Source organism: Altericroceibacterium spongiae (genome assembly GCF_003610805.1).
GTDB classification, from domain to species: Bacteria; Pseudomonadota; Alphaproteobacteria; order Sphingomonadales; family Sphingomonadaceae; genus Altericroceibacterium; species Altericroceibacterium spongiae.
Window position 1 is genome coordinate 24,974 of sequence record NZ_RAPF01000008.1, and the last position, 21,049, is coordinate 46,022.

The 21,049-nt window shown below is 57.9% G+C and carries 14 protein-coding genes; 7 read left to right on the forward strand and 7 right to left on the reverse strand.

Features of this window, described 5'->3' with window-relative positions; all coding sequences use genetic code 11:
* Positions 1-10: 10 nt before the first annotated feature.
* A complete protein-coding gene (locus D6851_RS14065) occupies positions 11-2,818 on the reverse strand; it encodes a TonB-dependent receptor (protein WP_183030106.1) in 2,808 nt (935 codons plus the stop codon).
* A gap of 528 nt (positions 2,819-3,346) precedes the next feature.
* Between D6851_RS14065 and D6851_RS14070 the strand changes: the two genes are divergently transcribed.
* On the forward strand, positions 3,347-4,573 hold the full coding sequence (locus tag D6851_RS14070) for an AAA family ATPase (protein WP_120325544.1): 1,227 nt from the start codon (positions 3,347-3,349) through the stop codon (positions 4,571-4,573).
* 92 nt (positions 4,574-4,665) lie between these two features.
* Positions 4,666-5,745 carry a ParB/RepB/Spo0J family partition protein gene (locus D6851_RS14075; RefSeq protein WP_120325545.1) on the forward strand — a complete coding sequence of 360 codons (1,080 nt, stop codon included), beginning with the start codon at positions 4,666-4,668 and terminating at the stop codon, positions 5,743-5,745.
* A 108-nt stretch (positions 5,746-5,853) separates the two neighbouring features.
* Here the strand turns inward: D6851_RS14075 and D6851_RS17805 are convergent, their stop codons facing one another.
* On the reverse strand, positions 5,854-6,024 hold the full coding sequence (locus D6851_RS17805; protein ID WP_183030107.1) for a hypothetical protein: 171 nt from the start codon (positions 6,022-6,024) through the stop codon (positions 5,854-5,856).
* Positions 6,025-6,240: 216 nt separating this feature from the next.
* Here D6851_RS17805 and D6851_RS14080 point away from each other — a divergent pair, with 216 nt between their 5' ends.
* Together D6851_RS14080 and D6851_RS14085 are read left to right on the forward strand one after the other, a co-directional pair.
* Positions 6,241-7,536: a replication initiator protein A gene (locus D6851_RS14080; protein ID WP_120325597.1), complete on the forward strand. Its 1,296-nt coding sequence runs from the start codon at positions 6,241-6,243 to the stop codon at positions 7,534-7,536.
* Positions 7,537-8,031: 495 nt separating this feature from the next.
* Entirely contained in the window at positions 8,032-8,352 is a 321-nt protein-coding gene (locus D6851_RS14085; RefSeq protein ID WP_238474115.1) for a WGR domain-containing protein, read from the forward strand.
* Positions 8,353-8,367: 15 nt separating this feature from the next.
* Here the strand turns inward: D6851_RS14085 and D6851_RS14090 are convergent, their stop codons facing one another.
* Together D6851_RS14090 and cydD are read right to left on the reverse strand one after the other, a co-directional pair.
* Positions 8,368-9,969, reverse strand: a complete 1,602-nt coding sequence (locus tag D6851_RS14090; RefSeq protein ID WP_120325546.1) for an ATP-binding cassette domain-containing protein — start codon at positions 9,967-9,969, stop codon at positions 8,368-8,370.
* Positions 9,966-11,633, reverse strand: coding sequence for a thiol reductant ABC exporter subunit CydD (gene cydD, locus D6851_RS14095; RefSeq protein WP_120325547.1), 1,668 nt, complete (start codon positions 11,631-11,633; stop codon positions 9,966-9,968). The genes D6851_RS14090 and cydD overlap by 4 nt, the downstream gene beginning before the upstream one ends.
* Before the next feature lie 117 nt (positions 11,634-11,750).
* Between cydD and D6851_RS14100 the strand changes: the two genes are divergently transcribed.
* The 3 genes from D6851_RS14100 to cydX are packed head-to-tail and all read left to right on the forward strand — an operon-like array spanning position 11,751 to position 14,636.
* Positions 11,751-13,325, forward strand: coding sequence for a cytochrome ubiquinol oxidase subunit I (locus D6851_RS14100; RefSeq protein WP_420797110.1), 1,575 nt, complete (start codon positions 11,751-11,753; stop codon positions 13,323-13,325).
* A 27-nt stretch (positions 13,326-13,352) separates the two neighbouring features.
* A complete protein-coding gene (gene cydB / locus D6851_RS14105; RefSeq protein ID WP_120325548.1) occupies positions 13,353-14,498 on the forward strand; it encodes a cytochrome d ubiquinol oxidase subunit II in 1,146 nt (381 codons plus the stop codon).
* A 21-nt stretch (positions 14,499-14,519) separates the two neighbouring features.
* Positions 14,520-14,636: a cytochrome bd-I oxidase subunit CydX gene (cydX, locus tag D6851_RS14110; RefSeq protein WP_120325549.1), complete on the forward strand. Its 117-nt coding sequence runs from the start codon at positions 14,520-14,522 to the stop codon at positions 14,634-14,636.
* Between the two features lie 96 nt (positions 14,637-14,732).
* On the opposite strand, the gene D6851_RS14115 is transcribed toward cydX, so the two are convergent.
* The 3 genes from D6851_RS14115 to D6851_RS14120 all read right to left on the reverse strand — a co-directional run bounded on the left by D6851_RS14115 (position 14,733) and on the right by D6851_RS14120 (position 21,016).
* On the reverse strand, positions 14,733-17,531 hold the full coding sequence (locus D6851_RS14115) for a DUF3857 domain-containing protein (RefSeq protein ID WP_120325550.1): 2,799 nt from the start codon (positions 17,529-17,531) through the stop codon (positions 14,733-14,735).
* A gap of 153 nt (positions 17,532-17,684) precedes the next feature.
* Positions 17,685-18,830, reverse strand: a complete 1,146-nt coding sequence (locus D6851_RS17570; protein ID WP_147395489.1) for a hypothetical protein — start codon at positions 18,828-18,830, stop codon at positions 17,685-17,687.
* On the reverse strand, positions 18,827-21,016 hold the full coding sequence (locus D6851_RS14120) for a GumC family protein (protein WP_183030108.1): 2,190 nt from the start codon (positions 21,014-21,016) through the stop codon (positions 18,827-18,829). Before D6851_RS14120 ends, D6851_RS17570 begins: the two co-directional genes overlap by 4 nt.
* Positions 21,017-21,049 lie beyond the last annotated feature (33 nt).

The following is a 21,049-nucleotide window of genomic DNA, read 5'->3' on the forward strand; positions in this document are numbered from 1 at the left end:
GTCGATCCGGTCAGAAACGGAAGCGAACGCTGCCCTGCACGGTGCGGGCCTGCACGCGGATACCGCGCGGCAGCAGGTTCGATTTGCCGAAGAACATTTCCGTATTGTTTTTCAACAGGTTGGTTCCTTCGAGCGACAGGGTCATGAAAGACACCGGCGTATAGTTGATCGCCGCATCGAAACGCGATGTTGCATCGGTATAATGCGAAAATTCGGGATTGCCGGTCCAGACACCATCACGGCTCTTCGAGCGGTAATTATAGGCGAGCCGGGCGCTGAATTTGTCGCTGTCATAATAAAGCGCCGCATTGCCGGTCCATTCGGATGTGCCATCCGCATCGAAAATCCCCGGAATCTGCGAAGTCGCTTCATCAAAGGGAAAATCGATCTTGTAGCGTGGAATATAGGTGGCATTCACGCTTGCACCGAAATTGGAGAGCAGACCGGGCAGAAATTCGAAGAAGCCGGTCGCCGCCGCTTCGAAACCGATAAATTCGCCACTGCCCGCATTGCGCTGCATGGCCACCGTGCCTTCACCGGCATAGCCATAGGGGGCGAGGCTTTCGGTACGCTCTTCCCAATAGAGATAATTGCTCGGCTTTTTCACGAAAGCGCCGAAAGTGAGCGCCCCGCCCCGGCCGAAATAATATTCGAGCGAGATATCGTAATTATCGCTTTTCTGGGCTTTCAGATCGGGATTGCCGGCATCGACCCGGATCGGCGTGGCCCCCGTATTGACATAGTAGAAAGGCCGCAGCTCATAGAAATCCGCGCGCTTGACCCCGGTCGTATAGGCAAGGCGCAATTGCAGTTGCGGCGTGAAATGCGCCACCGCATTGATGCTCGGCAATACATCGATGAAGCTGGCTTTATTATAGCTGTCCTCGATCTCGACATCGCCATCCTCATTCGGACGGAAATTGACGCTGCGCACATCGCCCCAGGTATTGACCAGACGCGCCCCGGCCACACCGTCGATCGGGATGCCACCCAGCTCGAAACCGTAGAAAATCTGCCCGAAAACCGCCATGGAATTTTCGGTCGAATGGAAGTTCTGGCCCGAATCGGCAGGCGGCAACGCGCCGTCGAAAGCGGCATTATTCGGATCGTATGTGCGGATATAGTCGAGCACATCGTCCATATGGCTCATCAGATAGCTGCCCGGAATGGCCAGCCATTGCTGCGCACCATCCACTTCCGGCCCGTAAAACTGCGCCAGATCGCCGCCGGGGAAATCGGCCAGCGGGGTCATTTCGCCATCGATGCGCGGCAGACCGTCACGATAGCCATATCCCTTCGCCACTTTGCGCTTGTTGAAACGCACACCGCCCTGAAAGCTTTTCCAGAACCCGTCCGGTGTCACATCGACCGTGAAATCCACCGCCGCAGTAAATTCCTTATTGCTCAGATCGTTCTGATTGTCCTGGAAACGCTCCAGGCCATAGCTGTCGATATTGCCTGCATCGAAGCCGGGAAATTCGATATAGGGCGCGCCGCTGGGCATTTTATCGGAAGCGAAATCGATCGTTGCTTCGCTCAGTCCGTAAGGGCGGGACAGCGATTCGACGAAATAAGTGTCGTCATTGCTCCAGCTATACTGGACCTGCGCATTGATCGAACCGCCTTCGCCCTGCCAGTGGGTTTCGAAATTCACGGCATAATAATCGCGCTTGAAATCGTTATAGATCGTATCGAAACCGGCCGGAATACCGTCTTCATTGGTCAGTGTGGCAGCCTGCAATACGCGTCCGTCATCGGTCAACGTGAGATCGCTCAGCGCAGCGGAGTCGCGCAGCAGCATATAAGTATGGCTGTAATTGCGCTTTTCGCGTGTGCCGAAATAGGTGCCTTCAAGGATGAAGTTCAGTTCATCGGTGGGCTTCCACTGTGCCACCAGATTGACCGAAGGACGTTTGCGAACTCCGTCTTCCACGCCATATTTGGCGCGATAGGGAATGATGAGGCCCTTCAGATTATCGGGCAGCGATTCCAGCGCGATACCACTGGCTGTGAAGGGCGATTCGCTATCCACAAAGTCTTCGCGATAGAAAGCCTTGGTGTAGGAGATATTGGCCAGCAGGCCGATTTCCCCGATACCCGTATCGAAATTATCGGCCAGCAGCAGGCTGCCATAGGGGCTGACCTTGTCGCTCTGACTGTCATAGGAACCGCGCATGGAGCCGGCCACGGTGAGCCCGTCCTTGAGATCGAGCGGGCGACGCAATTCGACATTGACCGTGCCGCCGATCGATCCTTCGACCTGATCGGCCGTACGCGTTTTATAGACTTCGACCGATTTCAGCAATTCGGCGGGAATATCGTTCAGCCCCATCGACCGGCCCGTGCCCATATTGGCACCGGTGCCGTTAATCGTGGTGTTCACTTCGGGCATACCGCGGATGAGGACATTCTCCCCTTCCCCGCGGGCACGTGAGATCTGCACGCCGGTGACGCGCGAAATCGCTTCGGTAACATTATTGTCAGGGAGCTTGCCGACATCTTCGGCCACCACGGTTTCGACGATCTGGTTGGAGGTCCGCTTGTTTTCGATCGCCGCATTCACTGAGCCGCGCACACCGCGCACGATGATGGCGCTGGAATTATCGGTCAGATCGCCCTGCACGATGGAGCGGCAGGTTGCCGCGACCTGCGCGCGGTCGGCCGCTTCGCCATTCGCCACGGCGCGTGCCTGCAGATCGGCCTGACATTCCTCGACACTCGCATAAGAGCCGCTTTGCGCCTGCGCCGCCTGAGCCTGAACCGAAATGGCCAGAGCCACTGTTCCCACACCGGCCCAGAGATATTGCTTGTTTGTCATCACGTACCCCCCTGTTGTGTTCATCAAACTTTCAACAGGAGGGGTCATATCAGAACAAAATGATATCGTATACCTGATTTTGTATGCGTTATTATTTTTGTAACAAACTGTTTCACGGATTTCGGCGAAGCGGAAAGCTGAAAATCGGCCGATTTCCTGCATTTCCCACTATTCGATCGCTTGCTGAAGTATAGCGGATAAGCGATATATGGCGCCGCCTATTTGTCTGCGCAATTACGGGATAGCTTAAGGAGAGCGTTCCTTGCGGTCGATCCTCCCGCTGAGCTCTCTTATAAAGGACCACTTGCAATGGCTGGCGGCAAATACGGCCTTTTAAGGCTCGCTGAGCGCCGAAGACTCCTCGGGCATAGTTTGCCTCATAGACGCCCCCAAATGCCTCTCACAGAGCCCTACAGGAGCCATCTTTTTCAGCGGCAAAACGCTTCATCGCATCCGTTTAAGTAAGTAATTGCCCAAATGAAGCTTTCCGGTTAAAAATGAACTTAAACAGCTTCAAGGGCTTTCATTATGGCTTCTCAGAATTCAATTGCCGAAACCACCGCGATTGTCAGTCAGATTGGCGATCTTGCTCAGGCGGGCGAGAAGATGATCGAACGGCTGCGCCGCAAGGCCTTTCTGCCCGAAAGCCGCAAAGGTCTCAATGTCCGCTTCGGCATTGCCGAGGCCGCGCAACTTCTCAACTGCTCGACCAACCGCATCCGCATGGCCGAAGAAGACGGACGCCTGCCCCCTCCCCCGGCGGGAGAGAATGGCCGGCGGCTCGGCTATACGGTCGAGCAATTGCTCCATATGCGCGAAGTGCTCGGCGCTTCGCCCGGCCGAACACCGATGGACGAACCGGCCATGATCGCGGTGCAGAATTTCAAAGGCGGTGTGGGCAAGAGCACGGTCACCACCCATCTGGCGCATTATTTCGCCGTGCAGGGTTATCGTGTGCTGGTGGTCGATTGCGACAGCCAGGCCACCACCACCACGTTGTTCGGTTTCAATCCGCATTTCAACATTACCCGCGAAGAGACGCTTTATCCCTATCTCTCGATCGACCCGACACAGGCCGATCTGCTCTATGCGGTGAAGCGCACGCCATGGCCCAATGTAGACCTGATCCCCTCCAATCTCGAACTGTTCGATGTGGAATATGAACTGGCCGCTGCCGGAGCGGACGGCCAGTCGGTGCTCGTCGCGCGCTTCCGCAAGCTGAAACAGGGGCTGATGGATCTGGCGCGCGATTACGATGTGGTCATTCTCGACCCCCCGCCCGCACTCGGCACGATCAGCCTCGCAGTGATGCAGGCAGCCAATGCGCTGCTCGTCCCGCTGGCTGCCACCACACCCGATTTCTGCTCCACCGTCCAGTTCCTCTCGATGATGGATCAGGTGCTCGCCCAGCTCGTCGAAGCGGGGATTCCGGTCGATTATTCCTTCGTCCGGCTGATCTGTTCCAAATTCGACGCCAACGATCCGAGCCATACGATGGTCCGCGCGATTATGGAGCAGAGTTTCGGCCCCGCTCTGCTGCCCGTGCCGATCCTCGAAAGCGCCGAGATCAGCCATGCCGCCATGCGGATGATGACGGTTTACGAGCTGGAAAAACCCATCGGCACGTCGCGCACGCATAAACGCTGCAAGGCCAATCTCGATGAAGCACTGGGGCAGGTCGCCCAGCTTGTCACACAGGGCTGGGGCCGGGTGGCGCCCACAAATGAAGAGGAGCTGCTGCGTGCCGGTGCCTGAGAAAATTCTTTCCTACAGCGATAGCACCCCGTTACGCCTGTCGATCTTTCAGGAACGGGGCCACCACATGACACGGGCGGGAGACTGAAATTATGGCCAGGAAACAGACAGATTATCTCGCCGCCTTGCTGGCCGATGAGGAAGATACCACACCTTCAGGTCAGGACAGCTCCGGCGGAACGCCAGCCCCCTCCCCTGCCCCGGCAGACCCTGCTCCGCGCGCGCCGAGAGGGCGCGGCACCACGCTGCTCGGACGTGAAAGCGCGCTGGCGCGTGTGTCGAGCGGCGAAGTGCGGCAGGTCACGCAATTGCTGCTCGACCCGGCCAGAGTGCGGGTCTGGCCGGGCAATGCGCGCAGCTATGCCCATCTCAATGAAGAGAATTGCGCCGAACTGATCGACTCGCTGATTGCCGAGGGCGGGCAGAAAGTCCCCGCCGTGGTCCGCCGGGTGGAAGGCGATCCCGAGCATGATTATGAAGTGATCGCGGGCACGCGGCGGCACTGGTCGATCAGCTGGCTGCGCAAACATTCCTATCCCGACATGCAGTTTCTGGCGACGATCCAGCAGATCGACGATGAAGCCGCATTCCGCCTCGCCGATATCGAAAACCGCGCGCGTAAAGACGTGTCCGATCTCGAACGGGCGCGCAATTATGCCGCGGCACTCAGCACCCATTACGGCAATCACCTCACGCGCATGGCCGAAAGGCTGAAACTGTCGAAAGGCTGGCTGTCCAAAATGCTCAAAGTGGCGGGTATTCCCGATACGGTGATCGCCGCCTTTGCTTCGCCTGCCGATGTGCAGCTCAAGCCCGCCTACCCGCTTGCGCAGGCGCTGGACGATAAGGATGCCGCCCGGGCGATCCGCAGCGAAGCGGGCAAACTGGCGCGGTTGCAGGCCCAGCGTCAGGCTGCGGGTGAAGAGCCGGTCGGCAGCGCCGATGTGATCCGCCGCCTGCTCACCGCTGCCGCCGATCCGCAGGCCGCGCCGGAGAAACTCACCCTTCCCGGCGCGCATGGCCGCCCCGCCATCACCGTTCAGTCGAACAACAGGCAAGGCGTAACCCTGCGGCTCCATGCCGGCCACGGCCTCACTAAAGAAGACCTGCTTTCGCGTGTCGAAGAGGCGCTCGACCAGCTCGATATGGATGGCAAAGGCCTGCAACGCTAAAGCGTTTCCCCGGGGAAACGGCGCAAAAAGCGCCCTGCCCCATCCCGGTTTCCCCGGGGAAACATCCATCCTTTGCGAGCTGCCGCCGACGCATCCCCGTTTCTCCCCTTACCAGCTATAGTCCAGCGCACCGCCCTGCCCGGCGCGACCTTCTGCCAAAGAACAGCGCGCCCCTCCCCAAGCTTCCATCGCATTTCTGAGCTGCAATGCGGCGCAATAATTTGCGCGCGGTGAAAACGCGGTTGCCATACGGCCAGCAGCCAGAACCTCTGCCACCATAAGCTCGCCCCGTTTCCCCGGGGAAACAAATGAACACCATAGCCGCCCGTCCCCGTTACGGCCCGCCTCAGGGGAGCGCTCGCGACACCCTCCTCGCACTCTCCCCGCACCCCGCCCGGTCCCCGATTGACTTCACCCGGCCCCTGTTCCACCCTGCATGGCCAATCAGTTTCCCCGGGGAAACAGCCAGTCGTTTCCTCCATCAGCATGGCTTTCATGAACAAGCGCAAGCAACAGACCATCGCCGAACAGTTCGATCTGTTTCTCCCCTATCTCGCCGATCTGCCGCTGCGCGATCAGCGCGAGATGATGGAGCGGCCCTTTTTCAGCCTCGCCAAGAAGAAGCGCGTCAAGCCGATCGACTATACCGCACCCGACGGCAAATTATGGGTCCATGTTTCGGCCAATCCCGATTACGGCATGGCGACGATCTGGGACGCCGATATTCTGATCTATTGCGCCAGCGTGCTGGCCGACATGGCCCGGCGCGGGGTGAATGACGTTCCGCGCAAACTCCACATCATGCCTTACGATCTGCTGCGCGCGATCGGGCGCCCGACCACCGGGCGCGCTTATGAGCTGCTTGGGCAGGCGCTCGACCGGCTCGTCTCGACTACGATCAAAACCAATATCCGCGCAGAAAATCGCCGCGAGGCCACCTTCTCCTGGCTCGATGGCTGGACGCAGCTGGTGGACGAACGCACCGAACGCTCGCGCGGGATGACGCTCGAACTGAGCAACTGGTTCTGGGAAGGCGTGATGATGAAGGGCGGGGTGCTTTCCATAGACCGCGCCTATTTCGACATTACCGGCGGGCGCGAACGCTGGCTCTATCGTGTGGCGCGCAAACATGCCGGCGGGGCAGGGGAGGGCGGCTTCGCCATCTCCATGCCGGTTCTTTTCGAAAAGTCCGGAGCGGAAGGGCAGTATCGCCGCTTCAAATTCGAAATCCAGAAACTCGCCGAAAAAGACGCGCTGCCCGGATATAGTCTCGCCATAGAGCAGGGCAAAAATGGCGAGCCCAATCTGCGTATGCGCCGGGTGGATGGCAAAGACGGGGCCGAAAAGGATCTGCCCGGTAAACCCGCCACCGATCCGGCCCCCGCCGCTACCCCTGCCGCTCAGGAAAAGGTTTCCCCGGGGAAACCGGACAAGATGCCGGACACAACCGAGGGCAGGGCACAGACTCCTTCTGCTTCACGGCAGGGGAAGGGGAGGGCGGCCGCTTCTCCCGAGCGGCAGGGAGAAGACATGGTGGACGCGTCCGCACTCATCCGCTCAACCATTGCCGGCCTGTCCGATGCCAGCACGCGCGGTTTCATGACCGATGAAACGATCGAGTATTTGCGGGAGAAATGCCCCGGTTGGGATCTGTACGCCCTCCATGCCGATTTCGAACGCTGGGTCGCCGCCGATCCCGAGCGGACACCGGCCAACTGGCAGAAAGCCTTTATCGGATGGGTCAAGCGCCATCACGCCAGACATGGCGGCGCGGGACGCGGCGGGAATTAAGGGAAATGTAAGCCGGTAAAAGGGTGAAAACAGTACAGGCCGTTCCTGAAGTGTCGCGTTTGACGATTTTATCCGCTGCCCAGACCGATAAAAAAACACCATGCTCGCGCTGCCGTGAAATTTTTGAACCTCTTCAATGGTGCTGTTGTAGGAAAAGATTCAATTTCGGGGCGATTATAAGTCGCTTCGATCTATCGGGAACGCCCGGGACCCCAGAACCGACCCTTCGGGAACGGATCATCGACCTTTCGGGAACAGCGCTTCGACCTTTCAGGAACGGATCATCGATCCTTCGGGAACGGCATTTTTTTACGAATCGCGACAATTGCACGAGTCACACGGGCTGCCGCATCCCTTAACCTGTCTAACTTTCTTATAACCCCTCTAACATGCAAGAAATCAGGGTTTTTTGAGAAGCAAAGGGGAAGAGAAAAAAAGCGCAAACCGCGCTTTATCGCTTATCTGAATCACAAAGCCGTTACTGATTCAAAGAATATGTTAGACCGTGCCGGCCTCCTTGCCGACAGCACCTCTATGGAAGAGCTACAGATATATTGGCGCGCCGAAGACCCGGCGCGCAATATTGCCCGGGCCTATCATCTGTCAGTCAGTCACGATTTGTTCGGGTGGATTTGTGTTGAAACACGCTGGGGGCGGATCGGCTGCACCGGACAAAGCCAGCGCCGGGCGTTTCCGGAAGAACAGGAAGCACGGCGCTATATCCGCAGTATTATGCGCAAACGGGCAACCGCCCCGGCGCGGATCGGCACCGCCTACCGAATTGTGGAAGGCTCAGAAAACCAAATAAATATATGAATAAAAGGCTTTATTTCATGGCTTGTTGGGGGAAACGGCAAGCCGTTCAGCCATATTCTCATGCGTTATGAGGATAGCGCCCTGTGTGCGTGCAACGATCCGCTTCGAAAGATTATCCATCACCTGTGCGGCAAGCGGCGCATCGAGCCCGGCCGTGGGTTCATCCAGCAACAGCCAGGGGGCCGGGGAGAGAAGGGCACGGGCCAGCGACAGGCGACGACGCTCCCCGCCCGACAGCCTTTCGCCATTTTCTCCGATCCAGCTATCGAGCCGCCGAGGCAGATCGTCGATCACATCGATCAGACAGGCATCGCGCAGTGCCTCGCGCATTTGTTCCTCGCTCGCATCGGGCAGGGCAAGGCGGAGATTGTCGCGCACCGTGCCCGATAAAAGCTGCGCATCCTGCGGCGCATACGCGAAAATAGTCCGCCGCTGCGCGGGCGATAACCAGGCAGCATCGATTCCGTCTATCTGCGCCATGGAAGGGGAAAGGGGGCGCAGGCCGATCACCGCTTCGATCAGGCTGGTTTTGCCGATCCCCGAAGGCGCGCGGATAATCGCCACATGGCCGCGTCGCGCCGGTTCTGGCAGAAATGCGGGGAAATGCACATCACGCGCTTTGAGTGCGATTTCCTCGCTCGCTTCGAGCTTTTCGCTGGTGAGAACGGCATCGAGCCGTTCTGCGGCTTTCCGGGCCGCGCCGCGTTCGATTTCGCGCTGAATCAAGGGGCTGAGCCCGTCAATTCCCATCGTTCCGGCCAGCGCTGCCAGAGCGGCGAGGGCAGGGCCTGCGGGGAGGGCCGCGAGCGCACAAAGCGTGGCCGCCAGTGCGATGGCGACGGCGCGTAAAGCTTCGACGCGTGACAGGGCCTTGTGATGCGCGATCTGCGCATCGAGCAGCGCCTCTTCGGCCAGTGCGGTGCGATCAAGCGCCCAGTCCTGCAAGCCGTAACAGCGTAATTCGGGCGCCGCATCGATAATGCCCGATAATGTCTCGCGCAGATCCTCGCTTGCCGCGGCGATGGCTTCGGCGCTTTCGTCGATAGAAGGGCGCAGACGCTGCATTGCCGCAATCGTCCCTGCGCCCACAATAATGAGGGCGAGGGCGGACAGCCAGCCAGCCAGCAACGTCATCGCCAGAGCGGCGGCGAGCGAGGCGAAGGCAGCAAATCCGGCGGGGCGGCGGACCAGCGCAGTCTCCGTCAGCCCGACATCGCTGACCAGGCGCGTCAGCGCGGAGCCTCTGCCAAGACCGAGCGCTTTGACCGGCGGCTGTTCGGTAATGGCGTGAAACAGCTCTTTGCGCAGCCGGGCCATCGATCCGAGCGCCGCATTATGGCCGGTCAGCCTTTCGCCGTAACGCGCACCGGTGCGCATGATTGCCAGCAGGCGGATTCCGGCGCTGGGCAGCATATAGTTGAACGCATTGGCAACCGCAGGCCCGGCCGCCCCGGCGAGTGCGGCGGCGGTCAGGAACCAGCCCGACAGGCCGAGCAGCACGACCGAAGCGATGGCGGCGAGCGCAGCGCAGATAAAGGCCTGCCGCCAGACTTTCCGGCGCGCACGATTTTCGCCTCTCAGCAGAGCGGCGAGGGCGGTGTCCTTTGTCCTGCTCATGGCCGTGCTCCCTGAAGAGTGCGGGCTTGCAGATCGATCCGTCTCGGGCAGATCGCGGCCAGCGCGGGGCTATGGGTGGCGATGATCGCCGTATGGCCGGGCAGGGTTTCGCGCAGCAGAGCGATAATCGCCGCTTCGCTGTCCGGGTCAAGATGAGCGGTCGGCTCGTCCAGCAGCAGGATCGGTGCCTCTTTCAGCAAAGCGCGGGCGAGGGCGAGGCGGCGCCTTTCACCGCCCGACAGGCCGCTGCCGCGCGGATCGATGGCCATATGCAAGCCGCCGCGTCTGGCCAGCATGGGCGCAAGGCCGACTTTTTCGGCTATTGCTTCCACCTCTTCACGCGATGCGTCCGGACGGGCGAGGGCGATATTTTCGGCCACTGTGCCGGGCAGCATCAGCGTCGATTGTCCACACCATCCGGCGAGCGAGGAGAGATCGGCCTGCGGATCGAGCGCGGTCCCGTCGAGCCGGATCGTGCCCTGCCGAGGGGCGAGGCCGATCAGCGCATGAAGAATCGAGCTTTTGCCGCTGCCCGAGGGGCCGACCAGCGCCACCGCTTCGCCACTGCCGACTGTGAGGTCGAAACCGGCAATCGCATCGTGATCGCTCTCTTCATGCCGGATGGTGAGGTTTTCCAGAACCACAGCGGGGGCGGCCTGTGTCGCCGCAGCCTGTGCGGGCGGAGCGCTGCGTTCGACCGGCGTCAGCAGCGGCTCGAGCCGGGTGATCGCCGTCTCTGCGGCCTGTCTGTCATGATAAGCCGCCGCCAGACGGCGCAGGGGCGCGTAAAATTCCGGGGCGAGGGCAAGGACGAACATCCCTTCGGCCAGTGTCAGCGTCTCGGGCACGGGGAGGGGGAAGAGCCCCAGCAGATTGAACCCGGCATAGACTGCGACCAGCGCCACCGACAGAGCGGCAAAGAATTCGAGCGAGGCGGAGGAGAGGAAGGCGACCCGCAGCACTTTCATGGTGCGCCGCGCGACTTCCGCCGCGGCCTCTCCGATGCGACCGGCCTCGCGGTCGCCCGCATCGAAGGCGATAATGACCGGGAGGGCGCGCAGCCGGTCGGCAAACAGATCGGACAGGCGGGCCAGCGCATCGAATTGTTTGCGCGACTGATCGGCCGCCGCACCGCCTGCCAGCGCCATCGCAATGACGAAAGGAATCAGTGTGCCGAGCAGAATCAGCGTGGCGAACAGGCTGGCGCAGGCCGCAGCGGCCAGCACCAGCAGCGGCGCGGCCGTGGCGGCGAAGCGGGCGGGCAGGAAGCGGGTGACATGCCCGTCCAGCGCCTCCACCTCGTCGATAATGGCAGTGATCCACCCGCCGCCGGTGCGCGCTCCGCCGGGCAGACGGGCAAGTGCGGTGGAAAGGACTCGGCCGCGCAGAGTCGATTTGACGCGCCGTGCATCATTTGCGCCGGCCCGCAGGGCGAGGGCGGAAGACAGGCCGCGCACCACGCCGCTGGCCGCCATCAGCAATAACCACGGCCATACAGATTCTCCCTTAGTCAGCGCGCTGACTGTCCAGGCAAGCCCTGCGGCGAACAAAATGGCGCCGCAACTATCTGATAACAGGCCGATTGTTGCCCCTTTAGAGGGGCGACCGGCGACCGGCTTCAGGAGCTTTCTGGCTACGATTGGGTCAATTCGACCTGTTGACATAACTACACTGTCCTAGGAAGTTTTGTTTCGCCTTCTTTGACTCCGGTCAAGGATAAGCGGCTGCGGGAGTCGCATTGGCGCGAACATTAATCCTCTGACCCTCCAGGAGGCTGTATAATGATCGATCCCACCGTGGTCGACCTGTCTCGATTGCAATTTGCCCTGACAGCACTCTACCATTTTCTTTTCGTACCGCTCACATTGGGGCTCAGCTTCATGCTGGTCATCATGGAGTCGGTCTATGTCATGACCAACCGGCCGATCTGGCGCCGGATCACCCGCTTCTGGGCGAAACTGTTCGGCATCAACTTCGTGCTTGGTGTCGCAACCGGTTTGACGATGGAATTCCAGTTCGGCACGAACTGGTCCTATTTCTCCCATTATGTCGGCGATATTTTCGGGGCGCCTCTGGCGATCGAGGGTCTGATGGCCTTCTTCCTCGAAGCGACTTTTGTCGGCCTGATGTTCTTTGGCTGGGATCGCCTTTCCAAAGTGGGGCATCTCTTCGTCACCTTCATGGTGGCGCTGGGCACCAATCTTTCGGCTCTGTGGATTCTGATTGCCAATGGCTGGATGCAGCATCCTACGGGCAGCACATTCAATCCGGACTCCATGCGGATGGAAGTCTCCGATTTCGGGGCGGTGCTGTTCAATCCGGTGGCACAGGCTAAATTCGTCCATACGGTGAGTGCTGGCTATGTCGTGGCCTCCGTCTTCGTGCTGGGCATTTCCTGCTGGTATATGCTGCGCGGCCGGTTCCCCGGTTTCGCCAAGCGTTCCATGGTGGTGGCTTCCGCATTCGGGCTCGCCTCTTCGCTTTCCGTCGTCGTTCTGGGCGATGAAAGCGGCTATGCGCTGACCGACAACCAGAAGATGAAACTCGCCGCTATCGAAGCGGCCTGGCACACCGAACCGGCACCTGCCGGGCTGACACTGGTCGGGATTCCCGATCTTCAGGCGCGTGAAACCCGCTATGAAGTGAAGATTCCCTATGTCCTCGGCCTGATCGGAACGCGTAGTCTCGACGGGGAAGTGACCGGCATGTCCGAACTGGTTCTGCAGGCGCAGGAACGTATCGAACACGGCCTTGTCGCTTATGACGCGGTCGAAGCGCTGAAGCAGAATCCCGAGGATTCCGCTGCTCGCACCACATTCGAGAATAATCGCAACGATCTGGGCTATGCTCTGCTGCTGAAGCGTTATGTGGAGGACCCGCGGGAAGCCACACCGGCGCAGATCCAGAAAGCGGCCTGGGATACGGTGCCCGATGTGCCGGTGATGTTCTGGTCTTTCCGCCTGATGGCCGGTATCGGTTTTGCCCTTATCGCGCTGTTCGCCACGGCCTTCATCCTTTGCACCCTGCGTAAGCATACGGAGGCACGGTGGTTCTGGAAGCTGGCAGTGTTTGCCATTCCCTTCCCCTGGATCGCCGTGGAACTGGGCTGGATCGTTGCGGAACTGGGCCGTCAGCCCTGGGCCATCGACGGTGTGCTGCCGACTTTCCTCGGTACATCCACACTTACCCCGACGGCGCTTATCACCACGATTGTCGGCTTCACGCTCCTTTACGGAACGCTGGCTGTGATCGAGGTGCGCCTGATGCTTGCGGCAATCAAACACGGCCCGGTGGAGGATCATGACGGTCCTGAACCCGACGCCGCACGCGAACCGCACCTTCAGGTCGCGGCCTGACCAACCGGAATCAAAAGGACATTCATCATGGAATGGCTCGATTATGAAATGTTACGGCTGATCTGGTGGGCCCTGCTGGGCGTGCTGCTGATCGGCTTCACCCTGACGGACGGGTTCGATCTGGGCGTCGCCTCGATCCTGCCCTTCGTCGCCAAAGGCGATGTGGAACGGCGCATGGCGATCAATGCCATCGCGCCCACCTGGGAAGGCAATCAGGTGTGGTTTATCCTCGCCGGCGGGGCGATCTTCGCTGCCTGGCCCTTCCTCTATGCCGTGAGCTTTTCCGGCTTCTATCTGGCGATGTTCGTCGTGCTGGCGGCGCTGATCCTGCGTCCGGTGGCCTTCAAATACCGTTCCAAGAAGCCGGATGCCGCATGGCGCAGCCGGTGGGACTGGGCCCTGTTTGTCGGCGGCTTCGTCCCCACGCTGGTTTTCGGTGTGGCAGTGGGCAATGTGCTGCTGGGCGCGCCGTTCCGGATCGACAGCGATCTGCGCAGCTTTTACGAAGGCAGCTTCTTCGCGCTCTTCTCCCCCTTCAGCCTGCTTTGCGGCCTGCTCTCGGTGGCGATGATCGTGCTGCATGGCGCAGCCTATCTGACGATCAAGGTCGAACACGGGCCGGTGCATGACCGGGCGAAAACCTTCGGCACCTGGGCCGGTATTGCCGCTATCGTGCTCTTTGCTCTGGGCGGCCTGATGGTGGCTTTCACCAATATGGGCTATCGGGTGGATGGCGTGGTCGATACGCTCGCCCCGTCCAATCCGCTGCGCGTCCCCACAGTGCAGGCTGCCGGGGCATGGCTCGACAATTACAGCGCCTATCCGTGGATGATTATCGCTCCCGTGCTCGGCTTTGCCGGTGCCGTGCTGGCGCTGATCGGTATTCGCGGACAGAAGGAATGGCCCGCTTTTGCAGGCTCTTCCATCGCTGCGACCGGGATTATCTCCACGGTTGGCCTGTCCATGTTCCCCTTCATCCTGCCCTCCAGCATCGATCCGCGTTCCAGCCTCACATTGTGGAATGCGTCTTCGAGCGAACATACGCTGGCCATCATGCTGCTGGTGACGATCATCCTTTTGCCCATCGTGCTGCTCTATACGGCCTGGGCGTTCAAGGTGATGTTCGGCCGCGTGACGACGCAGGAAGTCAACACCAATCCGGACTTTTACTGATCCGAGGAAAGGACTGAAATCATGTGGTATTTTGCATGGATTCTGGGCGTAGGCCTCGCCGTGGGCTTCGGCATCCTCAATGGCATATGGCATGAATTCCATCTGCCGATCGAAGATGAAAACGAAGCGGCGGAATAAAGCCGCCCGAAAACAGGCGCGTAGCGCGCCATTGTTCAGAGGAAAGGCCCGGCCATGCAGCCGGGCCTTTTTCCTTTCGGTTTATTCGGGGCCGATTTATTCCGGGGTCAGGCCGTAATAGGCATAATCGCGTTCCAGCTCGGGTTTGGCGCGTAAGGCCTGCCGGATGTCCTCGCGGCCGGCTTGATCGCCTGCCGCAAGCCGGACGATCCCGCGCAGATAGCGGGTGGAATGCTGTGCCGGGGCCAGTTTCAGCGCTTTGTCGAAATCGGCCAGAGCGGCGTCATTGTTCCCCAGACGATAATAGGCAAGGCCCCGGCTATCGAGCGTGAGCGCCGACTGACTGCTGCGTTCCACAAGCCGGGTGCAGATATCGAGCATATCCGCCATCCCGGTTTGCCATTTGGCCCGGTACCAGCAATCCAGACTCTGGATATCGATATTATCGGGCTCCTCTTCCCGTCTCGCAGTAATCAGCGCCAGACCGGCCTCGGGATCGCCCTGACGGCCCAGTATTTCCGATTTGGCGTCGAGAAAGGCGGAATCGTCATCCACCAGATCGATATAATCGTCGACCAGAGCCAGCGCTTCGTCATAATTGCCCAGATCCTGCTGCCGCACGGCTTCGGCCAGGGCATTGGCGGGAACGGGCTCCAGCGTGAAGGCTTCGCGTGCTGCATCGAGGGCCGCTTCATCCTTTCCCAGCCTGTGCTGAATACGCGCCAGCCAGAGATAGCGGTCGGCTGTCGGCTGCATATTCTGCAATTTGATCAGATCTTCCGCCGTGCCGGCGAAATCGAGGCTTTCATCGCGGAAATAGGCGCGATGCATATAGGGCTCGGCCTCTTCGGGATCGCTGGCCACCAGATCTGTGTAGAACGCCCGCAAGGCAGCCAGATGTGTGTCGCGTTCAGCTTCGTTCAGTTCCCAGATGCGCTGCGGATGCGGCGCTTCGATCCGTAACCGCATAGCTTTCAGCCGCGCAGCCCTGGCCTTTTCCGCGCTGATCGCTTCGGCCGGTAGTTCAAGCGCTTTCTGAGCCATGGTTTCTGTCACGGAAAAGCGGTTATCGCTCAGCGAAGCGGCGCGATGGAATGAAACATTGGCCACGCCCATCTCCAGCTCCGGCCGGCCGCGCATCCGGTAAGCATCGGTTTCCTTGGGCAGGTCTATATCGATGGCAATATCGGAAAGAAGCGGTGCAATGCGGAAACTGACCGGAATATCGCGCCAGAGTGCACGCGCCCTGTCCGGATTGAAGTTGATGTCGTTGGAATCGAGCAAATTGACCGTGTAGGTCGCTTCGCTCTCGTCGAAAGACCATTCATTGTAGAGCGATCCGCGTGCCGTAACCTTCAGTATCGCTGTTTCGTTATCATAGGACACGGCCGGATCGAGAAGCGATCCCAGATCGAGAATATTGCCCACCAGCGTTTCGACGTATTGCCGGCGCATATCCTCTGTGCCTTGCAGTGCGACAGGCCGGGCCTGTGCCGCCATGGCGCCGCCCATGGAAAATTCGATCCGATAGAGGGTCGGCATGTCGATACCGGCCGTCTGGTCTAGCTCGACCGTGGCCGTGATATTCGGATGGGTAAGATCGTTCTGCTCAATCGCTTCCAGCCCGGCCCCTTCGCGGCGCAGGGGAAGGCCATTGAAGAAGGGCAGAACCTGGTCAATATTGCCGATCCGCGTGCCGCCGCTGGTACCATCCAGCCAGTATGACTGCCCACCTATGCGTGCATGGATGATGACATGGTCGAAATCGGCCGGCATTGGCAGCATATCGGGCAGGGCATCGCCGATAGAACTGGAAACGAGCACGGCTTCCGCATCGATATCCATGGCTCGCAGCATGGCGAGCAGAAGCAGGCTTTTGGCCTTGCAGTCGCCATAGCGCTTTTCCCATGTCTCGGCCGGCGTCTGCGGCACATAATTGCCGCCCGACATGCCGTTCATGAGATAGCTGATATCGTCCTGCACCTGCTGCACAGCCAGCGCCGCGCGTTTCAGCGGGTCTTCGCTGTCAGCCATGATCCGCTGCACTTCCCGGTCTATGGGATCGCCTGCGGCAATCAGCCCCTGCGTGTCGTAGAGCGGGGCGAAAACACGTGAGATATCTTCCCAGGAATCGAAAGTGGTGGCCTGAAGAATGGGCGGGCGCAAATAGCGCATGGGCGCATCGCCCGGCATGTCTTCGCGTTCGGGCAAAGGGAGGGGCAGGGTGATCTCGTGATATCCGCTGGCGCTGTGTTCCTCGACCCCTTCGACCCGCGGGCCTGCCTGCCAGTGTATATTCTCCCCCTCGGGCCATGAAAAGGTAACGCGCCCATAGGCTGCTGCAACGGGTTTGGCGAAAAGCGCCTGTGTCGCCTGAACATTTCCGCCAAGCGCCTGATCTTCGAGCGAGACCGACGTAACGACGCGCAAAATATCGCCGAGCCGCAGATCCGGCACCGCCATCGTGGCGGTGAGCATGCCGTCCATTGTGCGGCGCTCAAGCTGCTGCTCACGCCGCAAGACGGTGAAGGCCTTACCTTGTTCGCGCATTTTATCGAGCACATGAATGGTTTCATCACCGCGGATAATATCGACATGATGCGCGGTGAGGTCGCCTTTGTCGGGCATCCAGATGGCAGTGGTCGTCCCGGCAGCGGTGAGCGCCTCGGGACTGTCGAGTTTCAGCGCCTGATCGCTGTAAACGACGAGCCGCCCATCCTCGATCCGCTGCTCCACATCGAGCAGCACGAGCTGCCCGTTGCTTTCCTGATCGATGGACGCAATATCGACGGGCTCTATCCAGTCCGGAACGGTATCGTAAAGAACCTCATCCCCCGCCAGAACCGGCGCGCCCCAAAATGCGAGCACAACCCAGCTCGCGCCCCAAAATCGCATAGATCATGTCCCCTGTTACAATTGACAGTGCTGCCAGCGGAAGGGACAGGAGGCAAGGGGTGTTGGTTGGAAAAAACGGGAAGTATTTGATATCGAATTAATATGTAAAAAAGAGAGTCTTATTAAGAAGAGGAATCAACTATAAAATACACATCATTCAATTACAATATCTGCAATCGTTCCTCGCCCACGTGGCACGCTTATGATGAGCTTTTGAACGCTACATGCCGTACTGGGAACTTGAACCATCCAGCTATTATCACTCTGACGCTGGACTCTGGTGTGACCGTTCCCGCCAGCACAACGCAGAATAATATTCAAATTCTCTAATGATTGATTAGCAGGAGTGCTTAAATTGATGCGGTGCTGCCCTGGAGCGAGCAGGATAAGCCGGGAGGCAAGGTTGCGTTTAAGATTATCACTATTGTGATAGGAGATAACGGCTTCACCATTTTTCTTTTCGAAATGTCGTAACAGGCCCGGTTGAGAAGGGAAGGTCCAGGCAAAGGGAGAGGCATATTCTCCTTGGCTCCCTGCCGAAATGGAAGCTATAGGAGTCGCTTCACCACAAGACTTGTGCCATATTAACTGTGCGTCAGAAGCCGCGCCTTTTTTAAGAAGGTTCGTGGTAGCGCGTGCTAGAGCTGCGCAATCATAGACACCATTTTTAGAAGTTTGCTGTATTATACTTGCATAAGTTTCTGGTGAAATCCAACGTAAAGCATAGGTTAAAAAGTAGTGCGCTTCGTTGGGATTGTCAGGTAGCAGTTGTGCATAAGCTATGCGACCGGCCGGATTATTTGCTAACGTTTCTAACGCCGGGATAGTGAACTCGCGTGGCTGTTGTGTTTTACGCATTGCTATAAAGCGTTGTACTGCGAATTTCCATTCTCCGAAATTCGCAGCACCGTTAAAGGCGGTTAGTTGAGAAAGTAAATCGCGCCATCCCCGTTGCACAGTAACCTGCAGGATCGATCCGGCAGTCTTCTGATCTTTTCTCAGAATTGCAACCGAAGCCAGCAGAGAGAGATTGCGTGCCGGAACAGGCCGCACAGCGATCAGTTTTTTTGCGGTTTCTGCTGTTCCCTCAGTATTCTGCTGTTTGAGCGCTGCATGTACATCTGCTTCCCAAGCGAAAGCGCGGAAAGGCAAGGGAACGCTAATAATTGGTTCCGGTTGCTTTTGAGTAGAAAAATCCAGCTCGGTACCAATGCTGGCCCAAGCTATGACTATCAGAGCCAGAATCCATATGGCGCCGGCGAATGATAAAGCCTCAAAAGGTGCCTTAACCTTCGTCACACTTCCTCATTTGTATAATTATAGTAGCGATAACCGTAATAACCGTAATCACCACCGGCATTCTTCGGATTAAACTTGGTCAGGGCTGCACCGATAACCGGCGCGTCGACCAACCGCAGACGACGAAGGGCGGCTTTCACAGATCCCCGGTGACCCTGGGAAGCATCCACCACAAGTAGCACAGCCTCGGCATTGGCAGACCAGCTTACGGCATCTGCCAGACCGAGCATCGGCGGACAGTCAACAACGATAATGTCGAATTGATCCTTCAACTCCTGCATGATTGCAGGTAAACGCGGACTGCCTAAAAGGAGTGATGGATCCGGCGGGATAGGCAGGGCGGTCATAAAGAAAAGATTGCTTTCTTTGGCCTGATGTACCGCCTTTTCCAAAGAGGATTGGCCTGCCAAGACGCTTGCCAGACCTTGCTGATCAGGAACATTCATCAGGCGATGCAGAGTGGGTCGTCGCAAATCGCCATCAATGAGCAGTGTTTTATGCCCGAGACGAGCAAGTTTGGCCGCAATTACATTGGCTGTTGTAGTCTTACCTTCAGAGGGCTGTGAGCTTGTCACCTGAATTGATTTAGGCAGGCCGGTAGCTGTAGAGTAACTAAGGTTGGTGACAAGAGACTGATATGCTTCGCTTACAGAAGACGTACCGTCATCTATTGCTGTTTCGAGAGCATTTTCTTCAGTCGTCGGCACGAGACCGAGCAGTGGTAAGCCGAGTTTGCGTTCAACATCATCGGGGTTACGGACGAGATCATCCATGTATTCGCGCAGGAATACAAATACTCCAGCTGCGCCGATGCCGAGCAAAAAGGCAATTCCTAAATTCAAAAACAGATTGGGCGAAGAAGGTCTGGTAGGGACTTCTGCCCGGTCGACTAACGATACATTGTTAGATGCTGCTCCAGCTGAAGCATTAATTGCGTTGTAACGCTCCAGTAATGTTTCATAGAGTGTGCGATTGGTTTCGGCTTCGCGTTTCAAAACGTTATATTGAACACCGCGATCTTGCTCGTCCAGAGCAGCCGTTCTTAGTTGTTCGACCTGCGACTTGAGAGCATTTTCCTGATCAAGCGCGGATTTGTACTGACTATATACGGACTGCTTTATTGAAGTACCAATATCCTGAATTTGCTTGTTAAGGCGATCAACCTGAGCCTGTAAAGCTTGGACCGTGGGGTGATCGTCCAGATGACGCGCTCGTTCTTCAGCTAATTGAGCTTCAGCTTGACTCCGCTGTGAAATTAAATTCTGGACACCTTGATTGGCCAAAACCTGCGGCACGGAAAGAACGGGCAGTTTCTCAATGCTACGCCAAGCATTCTCAGCAGAAATACGATTAGCAGTGGCCTGACTGGCAGCACTGTTAACTTGTACAAGACTGTCGTTCGTTACAGAAAGTGCACTGTCGCCATTGCCACTCTCTCCATTACTAGTAATCCGAATGAGGCCGGCCTGGCTGGAATACTGATTCAGTTCTTTCTCGGATTCCGCAAGCTTGGTTCTTGCATCCTGAAGCTGCTGAGACAGAAATTGGCGTGCGTATGAAGAGCTATCGAATTTTCTATTGAGATTGCTGGTAACATAATTTTCGGCAACGGAATTGGCGATCCGCGCGGAAAAAACAGGATCAGTGCTATTGAAGGTTATAGATATTATTCTACTGTCAACAGGCAGTGAAGCAGATAAATTTTCTTGTAAAAGAGTGATGGCCCGGTCTTTTTTTAAAGCCGCAAGCCCGTCGGATCCTTGATATCGGCCTCCCAAATCTTCTTCTGTTGGAAAGTCCGCTCCAGCTGCCTCAAAAAACGCTGGATCTTCAGCAAGAGACTCGCTCTGTACTACGCGCAAAGCCAGAGCCCGGCTGCCGATAATGTCAACTTGTGTCTTTAAGAAACGATCTGCATCTTGATAGCTTGCTGCGGTTGAAGGAGTTAAATCACCTCCCTCAATGATCTGATCTGTTTCCTGCTCGACCATGACGCTTGAAGTTGCCACATAGCGTGGAACTATCAGCATTGTTATAACAATGCTGATGAGTAAAAATCCAGCTATTATTGCGCCTATCCATATGATATTTCTTTTGATGGCGGCAAAAATATGACTAAAATCAATATGAATGGTATCAGTATCTTCTCCACCATTCGGTTGATCGATTTGCATATCGTCAGTCATCGCCGCTCGATTGTGATAATTTGCACTATCCTG